We start from the raw sequence: 12,632 nt of genomic DNA, 5'->3' as shown, positions 1-12,632 counted from the left end.
CCATGCAGCCCTTCACCACGCTGACCTCCACGCCTGCCCCGCTGAAGGTGATCAATGTCGACACCGACATGATCATCCCCAAGCAGTACCTCAAGACGATCAAGCGCACCGGGCTCGGCACCGCGCTGTTCGCCGAGATGCGCTACAAGGAGGACGGCTCGGAGAACCCCGATTTCGTGCTGAACCAGCCGGCCTATCGCAAATCGGAGATCCTGGTCGCCGGCGACAATTTCGGCTGCGGCTCGTCGCGCGAGCACGCGCCCTGGGCCCTGCTCGATTTCGGCATCCGCTGCGTGATTTCGACCTCTTTCGCCGACATCTTCTACAATAACTGCTTCAAGAACGGCATTCTGCCGATCGTCGTCAGCCCGGAGGATCTGGAGAAGCTGTTCGACGACGCCGATCGCGGCTCGAACGCGACGCTGACGGTCGATCTCGAAAAGCAGGAGATCAAGGGCCCCGACGGCGGCACGGTGAAGTTCGACCTCGACCCGTTCCGCAAGCACTGCCTGATCAACGGCCTCGACGATATCGGCCTGACCATGGAGAAGGCCCCGAAGATCCAGGCCTACGAGGAAAAGCTCGCCAAGCGCGAGTGGGCTTGAGCCCTTCTCCCCTCGGGGGAGAAGGTGGCACGGCGAAGCCGTGACGGATGAGGGAAGTTCCTCATTCTAAACAAGAAAAGGGCCGCTGACGCGACCCTTCCCTCATCCGTCTGCTGCGCAGACACCTTCTCCCCAGTCATCTCGGGCTCGCCCGAGATGAGCAACCCAAAGTGTCAAAGTCGGCAACAGCCGACTTTGATGGGGGAGAAGGAAAGCGGCCCTACCCCACCAGCCCTCGCATCGGCGCAAGCTCGCCGGTGCCCGGGAACACCCGCTCCGCCAGCACCGGCCCCGAGAGCCCGAACAGCTCCGACACCACGCCCTTGGCCACGCCGCGGATGTCCGTCGTCGGTTTGAGATCGCGCTTCTCATAGAGCTGCTCGGGCTTCAGGCCCGGCCAGTCCACGACCATCCGCCCACCCTTGACCGCGCCGCCGACGAGGAAGGCGATCGTACCGGTTCCGTGGTCGGTGCCGACCGTGCCGTTGACCTTCGCGGTGCGGCCGAACTCGGTCACGACCATCACCACCGTATCCTTCCAGACCGGCTTGAGACCCTGCTCGAAGGCAGCCAGCGCGCCGTCGAGCCCTCCCAATAGTTGCGCCAGACGCCCCTTGGCGCCGCCCTCATTGGCATGCGTATCCCAACCCTCGAAGGCAAGCGCGGCGATGCGCGGCCCGTCATCGGCGCCAACAAGCCCTGCCGCGCCCTCGGCGATGCGCTTCATGCCGTCGACGCTGTCGGGCCCGCCACCGCCGCGCATGTCGCCATTCATGCTGCTGCGCAGGGCGATGCCCTCGGTCTCGATCGCCTGGGTGAGCGCGCGCGCCAGCCCGGGATCACGCTGGCCGTAGAGATCGGACAGGCGCTGCATCAGATCGGGCCCCGCGCGCGCCATGCGCGGCGGCGACCAGCCCAGGATCGGCGCCGAACCGCGCACCACCAAAGGCGGCACCACGCCAACGCCGAGCACGCCGCGGCGCGACACCGTCTCGCCGGGCGGCAGGCTCGCGATCAGGCGATTGAGCCAGCCGCTATCGGTACGGCCGGGACCGGCCTGCCCGCTTTCGAGCACGTCCTGCCCGTCGAAATGCGAGCGCTCGCGATAGCCCGTCGCCGCCGCGTGCACGATCGAGGCCTGGCCGGCACCATAGAGCCGCGCCAGATTCGGCATGGCGGGATGCAGGTAGAAGAAGCCGTCGAGCGGCAAGGCGGCATCGGGACCATCCTTGGTCAGGGCAATGCCCTCGCGCAGACCGGCATAGTCGGGATCGCCGATCGGCGGCACCGCCGAGAGGCCATCGAGCGCGCCGCGCAGCACCACGAGCAGGAAGCGCGGATCGCGGCTGCCCGCCGCCGCATAGGCGAATTTCGGCACGAAGGACCAGGCGAAGAGCGCCCCCGCCGCGCCCAGAACCGCCCGCCGTGAGGGCGTCATCGCTTCGCAATCGTCGTCGAGATCCGCCTTGGAGTGATCAGTCATGGGGCTCACCTCCGCTGGAACTCGGGCGACATCAGCAGCAGCGCCAGCGCCTGCGGCTTGCTTTCCGCCCGCGCCACGGTCTGGCGGGTCTCGGGCGAAGCGAGCGGGCCGAGGATGTCCTCGGTCAGCGCGCGCGGATCGGGCACGCTGCCGGCCGCCTGCCGGCCCCAGCCGGCGGCGACGTCGATGCGGGTCTTGATGCCTTCGGCCGAGGCCCAGGCGGCGTTGGTGTCGGGATAGCCATTGGGTCCCGACGGCTGCCAGAAGGGCTGTCCCATCACGCCGAGAGGTCCGAGAATCTGGCCGGGATCGGCCTTGCGGCCAAGCGCGCGATAGCTTGCGATCAGAAACTCCTGCGGCGAGCGTATTTTAGTCGGCTCGGCATTCCAGGCCACGTTCGATTCGAGCAGCGCGCGCGAGACGGCGGCGAGATCGCCTTGCGTCCGGCGGAACACCTCCGACAGCGAAGCGACCAGGGCGGGCGGCGGCTCGTCGGCCACGAAATGCCGCGCCAGCTTCAGAGCGATGAAATCGGCGGTGGCGGGATGATGCGCGAGGTCGGTCAAGGCCGCCAGCCCCTGGGCCTTGCCGGGTTGCGCATAGTCCTTGCCGAGCAAGGGCTGCGCCCCGGGCTCGTGCAAACCAGCATTGAAGGCGAAGGAGCCGGGAAAACCCAGCACCGCCTCGCGCCCGACCATGGTCCAGCCCGTGATGATGCGCGCGAGATTGGTGACATCGGCCTGGGAATAGCCGCCATGGACGCCAAGCGTGTGCAGTTCGAGGATCTCGCGCGCCTGGTTCTCGTTCAGGCCTCGCCCGCGCCGTCTGCCGGCCGGCGAGCCCGGCCCGATCGAGAGCCGGTTATCCAGGAAATCGAGCATGGCCGGATGGCTCTCGGCCGCGACCAGCATCTCTTCGAAACGGCCGAAAACATGGGGCCGAATAGCTTCGCGCTCATAGGCGCCTGCCATGCTGCGCCCGATATTGCTCTTGGTCGCAGCGATGCAGAAATGATTCGACCAGAACTGCACCAAGCGCTCGGCAAAGCCGCTCTCGGCATCGAGCGCGAGTTGGACACGGGCGACGACCTCGTCGCGATAGGTCCTGAAGGGCAGCGGCGGCTCATTGGCAGACTTGGCCGGCTGCGCCATCTGGTTTTGCGGAGCAGCCGGTGCCTGCGGGGCAACCGGGACTTGCGGGTTTGGCGCGGTTTGCGGATTGGGTGGCGCGGCCGCGAGCTGCATGGCCTGCACCTGCCCGGCGATGCGCTTCGCCTCGCGCTCCATGCGCTCCTTGTCCTCGAAGGCGAAAAGCGCACCGCCAATCTCGGCTGCGCCTGAGAAAGGTGGGTTCAACGGCTGGGCGACGATGCCGCGCGCGACCTCGGCCAGCATGCTCTCGCGCGCCGCGTCACGCTGATCGCGCGGCTGCCCCGGCCTTGCGCCGAGGCCGAAACGCTGGAGCCCGATGCCACTGATGCGGCTGTCGTCCGGGGTCGCCATATCTGCATCTCCGATCGGGATTCGACCGAAACATCATGGTACAAGGTCGATGCAAATAATGGCGAAAAGCTGGGGGACATCGCGCCATTTGATGGCGATGGCGACGTCCTTATCTCACGTCCGGGCCAGCGACCAGAACATGAGAAGGACCGCCGCCCCTTGCGAGGCGGCAGCCCTCCCGAATGGCCGGGTCAGGTCGTCCCGGACTTACGACGCCGGAAGCGCCGCGATATCACGCACAGGTGCGGTCAGCCCGGTAAGCTGTCCAACCATAGCAGCCTTGCCCGTGGCGAGATCGACCTTGTGCAGGGCGCCATCCGCCAGCAACCAGCCGGTATTGGTTCCATCCGCTGCCGTCTCGATATCAAAGGCGATGGATTTCGGCATCACACCGAGCTTGCCGACCGCTCCGAGCACGCCATCATTCGGGGGCGCCTGCTTGATCAGGCCGCCGATCTTGGCGTCGATGTCATAGAGCGTCGTCTCCTTGGCGCCCTTCACCGCGTTGATATAGGCGCCTGCGACGATCATCGGCGCCTCGCCCTTATGCATATCGGCCTCGGCGAATTTCAGCTTGCCGTCGACCGTGGTCTTGCCGTCATCGACATTGACGCGAAGATTGGTGCCGTCCGAGCCGATCACGCGCATACGGTCGGCGACCGGGTTGAAATCGACGGTGGCCATGGCACCGGCCGAAAGCACGGTGTCCATCTTGGATTTCATCGTCGCCTTGCCGGCAGCATCGACCGTGTAGATCGTGCCGTCTGCCGTCAGCGCGTAGAGCATGCCGTCGGCAGGCCGCACGTCGATGCCGGCGATTTTGCCGGTGATGCCGCTGACCTTCATCGATTTGCCGGCCTTCAGCGTCGTGGTGTCGATCATCGTCAGGGTGTCGTCGCCGGTGAGCGCGGCCAGCATGCCGGCCTGGGCAGCCAGCGGCGCGACAAGGGATGCACCAAGAATCGTCGAAGCTATCAGCGCAAGGCGGGTGTTGCGGTTCATGCCGTTATCCTCCGGTTGTCTTTTCCGGTGCCCCCGGCCTCTGTCCGGCCGCAGCACTCGGATGCGTCAACGCGGCGTTCTCGCTTGCGGATGCGGCAGGAAAAATAAAGAATCCTGGCGCATCCGCAGCGGCCCCAGATGTGTAACAAGAGGCTGGCCACGGCCGGCAGGGCGTTGCGCCAGCAAGGAGACCGGAATGGCGAGCGACGCCACGCTGACGGCGAAGGCTGCAGAGATCGAATCCGCGCTGCGCGCCTGTGCTTCCGGCGATAAATCTGCGCTCCGGCGCATCTACGACGCCGAGTCCGCGCGTATGCTGGGTGTGGCGCTGCGTTTGCTGAAGCGTCGCGCATTGGCCGAGGAGGCGGTGCAGGACGCCTTTGTCCTGATCTGGCGGCATGCCGCGCGGTTCGACCCCGAGCGCGGCGGCGGCCTGACCTGGATCTACGCGATCCTGCGCAACCGCTCGCTCTCGATCCTGCGCGACGAGAAGCGCACGGAAACGCGTGAAGAACCTGTCGCCGAGGAGATGGCGAGCGAAGAGGACGACCCCGAGACGGTCATGTCGAAGCTTTCGGACGCCAAAGCACTGCGCACCTGCCTCGAGACGCTGCCGCCGCAGCGGCGCGGCATCGTGCTGCTCGCCTTCGTCCAGGGCCTGACTCATGGCGAGATCGCCGGCAGGCTGAACATGCCGATCGGCACGGTGAAATCCTGGATCAGGCGCTCGCTGATCTCGCTGAAGGAGTGCCTCGGATGAGCCCCTCCACCGACATCAACCTGCCGCGAGGCGAGCGCGACGCGCTGGCCGGCGAATATGTCCTCGGCTTGATCGAGGGGGCCGACCGCAGCGCCTTCGAGCAGCAGCTCGAAAGCGATCCCGAGCTCGCCGCTGCCGTCGAGAGCTGGCGCCGCCATTTCGCCGGCATCGACGCAACGGCGACACCGCTTGCCCCCTCGCCAGCCCTATGGAGCCGGATCGAGGCCGAACTGGCGACGCTGGCGCAGAACGCAGCCCCGGCGCGAGCGGCGACGACGACGATCCAGCGCAGGACCGCTCCTTCTGCCGGCAGTCGCCTATCGGCGTGGTGGAATAGCCTCTTCGTCTGGCGCGGCGCGGCCTTTGCCGGTGCGCTCGCAGCGATCCTGCTCGCCATCGGGCTCAATGGGGCGCTCGACCGCGCCAGGCGCCAGCCGGTCATGGTGGCCGTGCTGCTGACCGAAGCCAGCGTCGCGGCGGCCGTGGTCAACACCTTCGCCGATGGCCGCGTCGAGATGGTGCCATTGCAGGCGATCCATGTGCCCGATGGCAAGGCGCTCGAAATCTGGACGCTCTGGGACCGCGCGGTCGGCCCGCGTTCGGTCGGGCTGATCGAGCGCGCCCGCTCGACGAAGCTGAGGCTCGACCAGCTCCCGCTCGGCAAGGACCAGCTCTTCGAGATCACGCTGGAGCCGGCGACAGGCTCGCCGACCGGCCGCCCGACCGGGCCAATCGTGGCGAAGGGGACGACGGCGCAGGCTTTGTGAGACACGAGGCCACATTCAGAATGGCTCGACCGTTGCGAAGGTCAGACTTCGACCCCCATCAGACTTCTGGTTGCACCTCCGCCGCCAGCGCTTTAATCTTGGCCCATGTCGCCCACACTGCTCAGCTTGAACGCATTCCTCGAAGATCAGCAGGCCGACATCGATGCATCCAAGGTAACCGAAATGCTCTTTTGCTACCTTGGGCTGTTATCTCCAGTGAGCGAGAAGGCACTATCGGTTTCCGATGTGCGCTTGCTGTTGTCACATGAGCTCGAGCGGCAGAATCGTTACTTGTTTCGCCTGTCACAATCAGGGTGGGCCGTTACAGATCGTGAGTTTCCGCAGTCAGCGTTTGTGGACGAGATTATCGCCATAAACGCGGTCCGACCATGACCGCAAACCACCAAAAGCTGACCTCACCTGTCACGCGCAAGCTGCTTCACACCACCACCGTGATCGTCTCCGCCGCGCGCGTCAGTCCGGTATAGAGCCACCTTGCCCTGTGCTCGCGGAAGGCGAAGCTTTCGTCGAACAGGACGATGTCGTCCCATTGCGAGCCCTGCGCCTTATGGACGGTCAGCGCGTAGCCGAAGGTGAATTCGTCGGTGTGCTTGCGCAGCTCCCAGGGCACCTCGTCCTCGGTGCCGTCGAAGAAATTCGGCAGAACCGAGACCTTGACGGGCTTGCCGCCGGTGTCGTCCTCGGGCGTCACCCGCATGGTGACGAGCCCCTTCTTCGAGGTCTTCAGCTCCTGCACGATCCATGAGCCGCCATTGAGCAGGCCCTTGCTCTTGTCGTTGCGCAGGCAGACCAGCTTCTCGCCGGCGACGGGAACCGTTTCGGTGCGGCCCATCAACTGGCGCATGCGGGCATTGTAGTTGCGCCGCGTCTTGTTCATGCCGACCAGCACCTGGTCGGCCCCGAGCACGATCTCAGGCGTCACCTCATCGCGCCGGATGACGCGGCTCTGGCCGTAATCGCCGACATCGAGCCGCCCGCCCTCGCGGATGATCATCGACATCCGCACGATCGGATTGTCGGCCGCCTGGCGGTGCACCTCGGTCAGCATCACGTCGGGCTCGACCTCGGTGAAGAAGCCGCCGCCCTTGACCGGTGGGAGCTGCGCCGGATCGCCCAGCACCAGCACCGGCGTGCCGAAGGAGAGCAGGTCCTTGCCGAGATCCTCGTCGACCATCGAGCACTCGTCGATGATGATCAGCTTGGCTTTGGCTGCGACGCTCTCGCGGTTGAGCACGAAGGTCGGGCTTTCCTCCTCGACGCCGCGCGAGCGGTAGATCAGCGAATGGATCGTCTGCGCCCCGACGCAACCCTTGTTGCGCAGGACGAGCGCGGCCTTGCCGGTGAAGGCAGCGAAGACGACATCGCCGTCGACGGCCTCGGCGATATGGCGCGCCAAGGTGGTCTTGCCCGTGCCGGCATAGCCGAACATCCGGAAAAGCTGCGGCTCGCCGGCCTGGAGCCAGCGTGCGACCGCGGTGAGCGCGGCATCCTGCTGCGGCGACCAGTTCATCGGCGGGAAAAAGAGCGGGTCCGGATCATGCCGCACAACGCCGCGAGTCGCACCGGAATGGCAAGCGCGACCTCAAGCCGCGCGCAGGCGGCGGACGAACTCCTCGGCCTCGCCCTGCAGCGCCGCGATGCGGGCGTCGAGGTCGCGGGCGCCGGCCGCGCCCATATCGGCCTGGGCGACCGATTGCGCATTGGCCATGGCGATCTCGGCCATGGCGCCGGCGGCAGCACCGGTGACGGAGGAGATCCGCGCGACCGTATCGCCGAGTGAGCCGAGCAGTTCGGCATGCGAACCGACCATGGTTGAAATCTCGGTGCTTGTCTGCTCGACCGCGCCGACGCTGGCGACGATGCCCGAGACCGCCTGGGCCGCGTCCGACAAGGCGCTGTTGACCATGCCGATGCGGCGCACGATCCGCGCCGTCGCGTCGGCGGTCTGGCCGGCAAGCGCCTTGACCTCGCTGGCAACCACGGCAAAGCCGCGCCCATGCACGCCGGCGCGCGCCGCCTCGATCGTCGCGTTCAGCGCGAGCAGATTGGTCTGCCGCGCGATCGCCTCGATGAGGCCGACGACATCGCGGATCTGGGCGGCATTCTCGGTCAGGCGGCCAACCAGATGGACGGCGCCTTCCGCATCCCGGTTCGCCACTGAGGCCGTCTGCGAGACTCGGCCGACCTCGCTGTTGATCTGCCCGACGACATGTTCGAGCCGCAAGGCCGCCTCGGTGATGCCGCGCGCATCCGCACCGGCTCCCTCGACCGCGGTCGCCGCCGTGCCCGAGGCCGCCGAGACCTGCTGGGCGCGCACAGCCGCTTCCTGCAATGCGCCGTGCAGCACCTCGCTGAGCCCGGCGATATCGGCCAGCAGGACGCCGATCCTGCCCTCGAAGGCCTCGGCGATCCGGCCGAGTTCCTGCGTCCGCACGCCCGCATGCGAATGTGCGAGATCGGCCTCCGCCTCGCGCGTCACCAGCGTGGCGCGGACCTCGCTCAATGTCCGCACCGTGCGGGCAAGCTGGCCGATCTCGTCGCGTCGCTGCGTATGCGGCACCTCGATGACCTCAGACGAGGAGGTCGCGACGCCGATCGCCGCCATCAGTTCGCGCAAGGGCCGCGTCAGATGGGTGCGCAGCAGATAGACCGCCAGCAATGCCCCGCCGAGCGGCAGGCACAGCGCGATCACGATCGCGCGCAGGCGCAACGCCTGGGCCAATGCGCCTGCCTGCGCGGCACTGATTTGCGCGCGCTTGTCGAGGTCATCGGTGAGCTTGGAGGTGACGGAGATGATCTGGCGGACGTTTTCGCGGGCCGCATCGGCGCTCGCTTCGAGCAAGGCGGCCTTTGGCGAGATACGCCGGCCGATATCGACGATGTCCTTCTTGAAGGCGATGAAGGTGTGGATGTTCGGGTCGAGCGTCGCGTTGGCCTGGCGGATCGTGTCCGGCAAGGCCGAGAGCAGGCTCGCCCGCGCCGCATCCACAAGCTCGACGGCGCCGTCCAGCGTATCGAGTGCCGCCTCAATGGCGCGCGGGCTTGCCGTCTCGTCGAACTGGCTGAGCAAGGACGCATTCGCCACCCGGTTCGAGAGCAAGGCGGCCTTGTTTGCCAGCGCCAGGCTGGTGAAAGCCTGCCGGTCGATCTCGCGCACCTCGTCGAGGCCCTTCACCGCGCTGAACAGGCCAAGCCCAGCAGCGACGCCGAGCAGCGCGAACAGCAGCGTGATCTTCGCCGTCAAACCCACTCGCCGCATCGCCAAAGCCACTCTCGCCGGATTGGCGCGAGGTTTCGCAGAGGCGGACGAACGAGCGGTTAACAGAGCGCAGCTAAATCAAATAATATCAATTATTTAGCCAGTTATCGACCTTTGCGAGGCGCCGCCTCGTCGCAGCAAGGTCGTCAGCCCATCAGGCTGTCGAGCCCGCGCCTCAGGCCGGTCTGATCGGAGACGCGACGCGCCGCCAGCAAGGTCCCGCCGACATAAGGCGCAGCCGAGGTGCCGGCATCGTGGCGGATCACCAGGCGCTCGTCGGGCAGCCCGAACACAGCCTCGCAGGAGAGCACGAAGCCAGGCATCCGCACCGAATGGACCTGCACCGGATGGGGCGCACCAATCGCGCCGCCGCGCGTCTCGCGGACCCCGCCGAGCTCGGACACCGGCTTGGAGGTCGCGGCCATGCGCTCGGCCCCGAGCGTCTCGGCCAGCTCGCGCCCGGTGCCGGACGGCGTGTCGGGCTTGGAGGGCGAGGCGTAATCGATGATCTCGACATCGGGAACGTATTTGACCGCCTCGCGGGCGAAGCGGCGCAGCAAAGTCGCCGTGATCGAGAAATTGCCGGCGGCGAGCACGCCGACGCTTTTAGCCTTCGCTGCCGCATCGATCTCGGCATAGTCCTCAGCCGTCATGCCGGATGCACCGACGACGACATGGCGTCCGGCCGCGACCGCGGCGAGCACATTGCCCTTCACGCTGTCGGGCTTGGTGTAGTCGATCACCACATCGCAAGGCACGCGCAGCGCTTCAGTCATGCTGGCGAACACCGGCAGCCCATTGGCGGGGAGCCCCGCCGCCTCGCCGAGATCGCGGCCCGCCGCCTTGCGCGAAACGCCTGCGACCAGTTCAAGATCGGGCGCGGCCATGATCGCCGCGACGAGCGCCTTGCCGACCCAGCCGGTGCAGCCGGCGAGCGTGATGCGGATCATGTGTGGGGTCCTTATGAGGGCGGAACCGCGGGCTTGAGCGAATCCGGAGCGTGACTATCGTCGCTCCGTCGCCTGAGGCAAGGGAATGCGGCTGAGGCAAGGGAGCGCGGCCATGTTCGTCAAGGTCAATGGCATCAGGCTCTATGTCGACGTCGAGGGCGCCGGCCTGGTGCCCGACGGCCCACATATGCGGCAAAAGCCGACGCTGATCCTGCTGCATGGCGGCCCCGGTGCCGACCACAGCATCTACAAACCCGCCTTCTCCGCGCTGAGCGACATCGCGCAGATCGTCTATTACGACCATCGCGGTTGCGGACGCAGTGAGGACGGTCCATGCGAAAGCTGGACGCTGGCGCAATGGGGCGACGATGTAAAAGGCCTCTGCGATACGCTCGGCATCGAAAAGCCCATCGTGCTCGGCACCTCGTTCGGCGGCTTCGTGGCCCAGTCCTACGCCACGCGGCATCCGGAGCACCCCGCCAAGCTGATCCTGATCAGCACGGCGGCGAAAGTCGATTTTCCCGCCATCTATGCGGCATTCCAGCAGTTCGGCGGCCCGGAGGCCGGCCGCGTCGCCGAAGCCTACTGGTCGAATCCTTCGCCGGAAACACGCGCGCCCTATCTCGAACGCTGCGCCCCGCTCTACCGGACCAAACGGCGCGGGCCGCCCGATTGGGTCCAGCGCGCCATCCTGCGCAACGAGACCGGCCAATGGTTCAACGGCCCAGCCAACGAGCATGGCCGCATGGATTTCCGCGAGGCGCTAGGCCGCATCGCATGCCCGGTGCTGGTCATGGCCGGCGAATCCGACCCGATCACCCCAATCGCCTTCAATGAGGAGATTATGCAGCATTGTCCCGCCGGCCTCGCCCGGTTCGAGCGCTTCGCCGATTGCGGCCATGGCATCGTGGAAGATGAGCCGGAGCGCTACTATCGGGCGATCCGAGACTTCATTCTCGCCGGCGCCTGAGAAGGCGTCACAGGACCAGGCGCATCAGCGGCCGGCCTTCCTTCTGCCGCGCGACCTCGCTGAAGCCGGCTCGCAGGAAGACACGTTCGGCTCCGACATAGAGCCCCTCGCTGCTGCGTTTGAATTCGTGATCCATCGGTGCGGCCTCGAGCAGGCGCGCGCCGCTGTCACGCGCGAAGCTGATCGCTCCGTCGAGCAGATCGGCGGTCACGCCCTTGCCGCGAAAGCCCTTGCGCACGAAAAAGCAGGAGGCGGCCCAGTTGCGCTCATCTTCGACGGGCGCGTCCGCCAGCGGCGTCGAGGCCCGGCGCGGGTTGTTCCATTCGGGAATATGGGCGCGCGGACCGACCTGCAGCCAGCCGACAGGCATGTCGCCCTCGAAAGCGAGGAGGCCGGGTGGCGGCCCCTTTCGCACCCTCTCCTCGAACAGCAGGCGCGCGCCTTCACCCAGCAGGGGCATGCGCTGCTTCTGCGGCATGCGGAAATGATTGCACCAGCAGCCATAGCAGGGCCCTTTGGGGCCGAAGAGATCTTCGAGGTCGGGCCAGCGCTCCGGCGTCAGCGGAACGACTTTGAAACCGGGTTCACCCATTCCAACCTCCCTTCCCTGCAATGGATCGCAAGGCTAGACTTGCATGACGGAGCGGCGGAGCAAGAGCCGGTCCTATCGGAGACCAACCGCCATGTCGCTCGAACTCTACGCCGCCTATCTCGTTGCCTGCCTCGTCATCATCATCGTGCCCGGCCCGACCGTGACGCTGATCATCGCCAACAGCCTCAAGCACGGTACCCGCGCCGGACTCCAGAATGTGGCGGGAACGCAGGCCGGCCTCGCGATCATGATCGGCATCGTCGGTATCGGCCTGAGCTCGGTCATTGCGGCAATGGGCCATTGGTTCGATTGGCTGCGCCTTGCCGGCGCGGCCTATCTGATCTGGTTGGGCTGGAAGATGTTCCGCGCGGCCGGCGGCAGTGAGGACGGCGCAGCACCAGCCAAGGCGCCGCGCGGCGGCTTTTTCCTGCAAGGCGTGCTGGTCGCGCTCAGCAACCCGAAGACGCTGCTCTTCTTCGGCGCCTTCTTTCCGCAGTTCCTCGACCCAGGCCGCGACCATCTCACCCAGATCGCGATCATGGGCGCAACCGCGATGCTCTTCGCCGCGGTCAGCGACAGCGCCTACGCCCTGCTCTCCAGCCGGGCCGGACGCCTGCTCTCGCAGAAGCGTGTCCGGCTGCTGTCCAAGGTCAGCGGCGGCTTCCTGATCGGCGGCGGCCTCTGGCTCGCCTCGGCGCGCGCGAGCTGAGCGCGGGCGGGC

13 protein-coding genes are annotated in these 12,632 nt (G+C 66.7%); 6 read left to right on the top strand and 7 right to left on the bottom strand.

The features are described from left to right. The first annotated feature begins 2 nt into the window (after nt 1-2). On the top strand, nt 3-605 hold the full coding sequence (gene leuD, locus J2Y55_RS04825) for a 3-isopropylmalate dehydratase small subunit (RefSeq protein ID WP_103716335.1): 603 nt from the start codon (nt 3-5) through the stop codon (nt 603-605). A 220-nt stretch (nt 606-825) separates the two neighbouring features. On the opposite strand, the gene J2Y55_RS04820 is transcribed toward leuD, so the two are convergent. From J2Y55_RS04820 to J2Y55_RS04810, 3 genes are all read right to left on the bottom strand, one after another. After that, nucleotides 826-2,088, bottom strand: a complete 1,263-nt coding sequence (locus J2Y55_RS04820; protein ID WP_310148297.1) for a DUF1501 domain-containing protein — start codon at nt 2,086-2,088, stop codon at nt 826-828. Between the two features lie 5 nt (nt 2,089-2,093). Next, on the bottom strand, nt 2,094-3,590 hold the full coding sequence (locus tag J2Y55_RS04815; protein WP_310148293.1) for a DUF1800 domain-containing protein: 1,497 nt from the start codon (nt 3,588-3,590) through the stop codon (nt 2,094-2,096). A 207-nt stretch (nt 3,591-3,797) separates the two neighbouring features. Beyond that, nucleotides 3,798-4,592, bottom strand: a complete 795-nt coding sequence (locus tag J2Y55_RS04810; RefSeq protein WP_310148291.1) for a DUF4394 domain-containing protein — start codon at nt 4,590-4,592, stop codon at nt 3,798-3,800. 196 nt (nt 4,593-4,788) lie between these two features. Between J2Y55_RS04810 and J2Y55_RS04805 the strand changes: the two genes are divergently transcribed. The 3 genes from J2Y55_RS04805 (at nt 4,789) to J2Y55_RS04795 (ending at nt 6,512) form a co-directional block, all read left to right on the top strand. Next, nucleotides 4,789-5,352: a sigma-70 family RNA polymerase sigma factor gene (locus J2Y55_RS04805; RefSeq protein WP_310148288.1), complete on the top strand. Its 564-nt coding sequence runs from the start codon at nt 4,789-4,791 to the stop codon at nt 5,350-5,352. Further along, a complete protein-coding gene (locus J2Y55_RS04800) occupies nt 5,349-6,119 on the top strand; it encodes an anti-sigma factor (protein WP_310148285.1) in 771 nt (256 codons plus the stop codon). Before J2Y55_RS04805 ends, J2Y55_RS04800 begins: the two co-directional genes overlap by 4 nt. A 105-nt stretch (nt 6,120-6,224) precedes the next feature. Further along, on the top strand, nt 6,225-6,512 hold the full coding sequence (locus J2Y55_RS04795; protein ID WP_310148282.1) for a hypothetical protein: 288 nt from the start codon (nt 6,225-6,227) through the stop codon (nt 6,510-6,512). 46 nt (nt 6,513-6,558) lie between these two features. On the opposite strand, the gene J2Y55_RS04790 is transcribed toward J2Y55_RS04795, so the two are convergent. The 3 genes from J2Y55_RS04790 to dapB form a co-directional block, all read right to left on the bottom strand. After that, nucleotides 6,559-7,650 carry an ATP-dependent DNA helicase gene (locus J2Y55_RS04790; RefSeq protein ID WP_092167206.1) on the bottom strand — a complete coding sequence of 364 codons (1,092 nt, stop codon included), beginning with the start codon at nt 7,648-7,650 and terminating at the stop codon, nt 6,559-6,561. Nucleotides 7,651-7,722: 72 nt separating this feature from the next. Further along, complete coding sequence (locus J2Y55_RS04785) at nt 7,723-9,384, bottom strand: methyl-accepting chemotaxis protein (RefSeq protein WP_310148279.1); 1,662 nt, start codon at nt 9,382-9,384, stop codon at nt 7,723-7,725. 161 nt (nt 9,385-9,545) lie between these two features. Then, nucleotides 9,546-10,349, bottom strand: coding sequence for a 4-hydroxy-tetrahydrodipicolinate reductase (dapB, locus tag J2Y55_RS04780; RefSeq protein ID WP_310148276.1), 804 nt, complete (start codon nt 10,347-10,349; stop codon nt 9,546-9,548). A 112-nt stretch (nt 10,350-10,461) separates the two neighbouring features. Here dapB and J2Y55_RS04775 point away from each other — a divergent pair, with 112 nt between their 5' ends. Beyond that, on the top strand, nt 10,462-11,319 hold the full coding sequence (locus J2Y55_RS04775) for an alpha/beta fold hydrolase (protein ID WP_310148273.1): 858 nt from the start codon (nt 10,462-10,464) through the stop codon (nt 11,317-11,319). Between the two features lie 7 nt (nt 11,320-11,326). Here the strand turns inward: J2Y55_RS04775 and J2Y55_RS04770 are convergent, their stop codons facing one another. Continuing rightward, the gene (locus J2Y55_RS04770) at nt 11,327-11,911 is read right to left on the bottom strand and encodes a GNAT family N-acetyltransferase (RefSeq protein ID WP_310148270.1); all 585 of its coding nucleotides are present in this window, start codon (nt 11,909-11,911) and stop codon (nt 11,327-11,329) included. A 91-nt stretch (nt 11,912-12,002) separates the two neighbouring features. Here J2Y55_RS04770 and J2Y55_RS04765 point away from each other — a divergent pair, with 91 nt between their 5' ends. After that, complete coding sequence (locus J2Y55_RS04765; RefSeq protein WP_310148266.1) at nt 12,003-12,620, top strand: LysE family translocator; 618 nt, start codon at nt 12,003-12,005, stop codon at nt 12,618-12,620. The last annotated feature ends 12 nt before the right edge of the window (nt 12,621-12,632 follow it).

Source organism: Allobosea sp. BE125 (genome assembly GCF_031456075.1).
Taxonomy (GTDB): domain Bacteria; phylum Pseudomonadota; class Alphaproteobacteria; order Rhizobiales; family Beijerinckiaceae; genus Allobosea.
Note: the sequence above shows the minus strand (reverse complement) of the source record. Positions and strands in the feature narration are given on the sequence as shown.

What these genes read in the sequence shown, in the direction of transcription:
- leuD (WP_103716335.1), top strand. Translation starts at nt 3, where the DNA reads ATGCAGCCCTTCACCACGCTGACCTCCACGCCTGCCCCGCTGAAGGTG.
- J2Y55_RS04820 (WP_310148297.1), bottom strand. Translation starts at nt 2,088, where the DNA reads ATGACTGATCACTCCAAGGCGGATCTCGACGACGATTGCGAAGCGATG.
- J2Y55_RS04815 (WP_310148293.1), bottom strand. Translation starts at nt 3,590, where the DNA reads ATGGCGACCCCGGACGACAGCCGCATCAGTGGCATCGGGCTCCAGCGT.
- J2Y55_RS04810 (WP_310148291.1), bottom strand. Translation starts at nt 4,592, where the DNA reads ATGAACCGCAACACCCGCCTTGCGCTGATAGCTTCGACGATTCTTGGT.
- J2Y55_RS04805 (WP_310148288.1), top strand. Translation starts at nt 4,789, where the DNA reads ATGGCGAGCGACGCCACGCTGACGGCGAAGGCTGCAGAGATCGAATCC.
- J2Y55_RS04800 (WP_310148285.1), top strand. Translation starts at nt 5,349, where the DNA reads ATGAGCCCCTCCACCGACATCAACCTGCCGCGAGGCGAGCGCGACGCG.
- J2Y55_RS04795 (WP_310148282.1), top strand. Translation starts at nt 6,225, where the DNA reads ATGTCGCCCACACTGCTCAGCTTGAACGCATTCCTCGAAGATCAGCAG.
- J2Y55_RS04790 (WP_092167206.1), bottom strand. Translation starts at nt 7,650, where the DNA reads ATGAACTGGTCGCCGCAGCAGGATGCCGCGCTCACCGCGGTCGCACGC.
- dapB (WP_310148276.1), bottom strand. Translation starts at nt 10,349, where the DNA reads ATGATCCGCATCACGCTCGCCGGCTGCACCGGCTGGGTCGGCAAGGCG.
- J2Y55_RS04775 (WP_310148273.1), top strand. Translation starts at nt 10,462, where the DNA reads ATGTTCGTCAAGGTCAATGGCATCAGGCTCTATGTCGACGTCGAGGGC.
- J2Y55_RS04770 (WP_310148270.1), bottom strand. Translation starts at nt 11,911, where the DNA reads ATGGGTGAACCCGGTTTCAAAGTCGTTCCGCTGACGCCGGAGCGCTGG.
- J2Y55_RS04765 (WP_310148266.1), top strand. Translation starts at nt 12,003, where the DNA reads ATGTCGCTCGAACTCTACGCCGCCTATCTCGTTGCCTGCCTCGTCATC.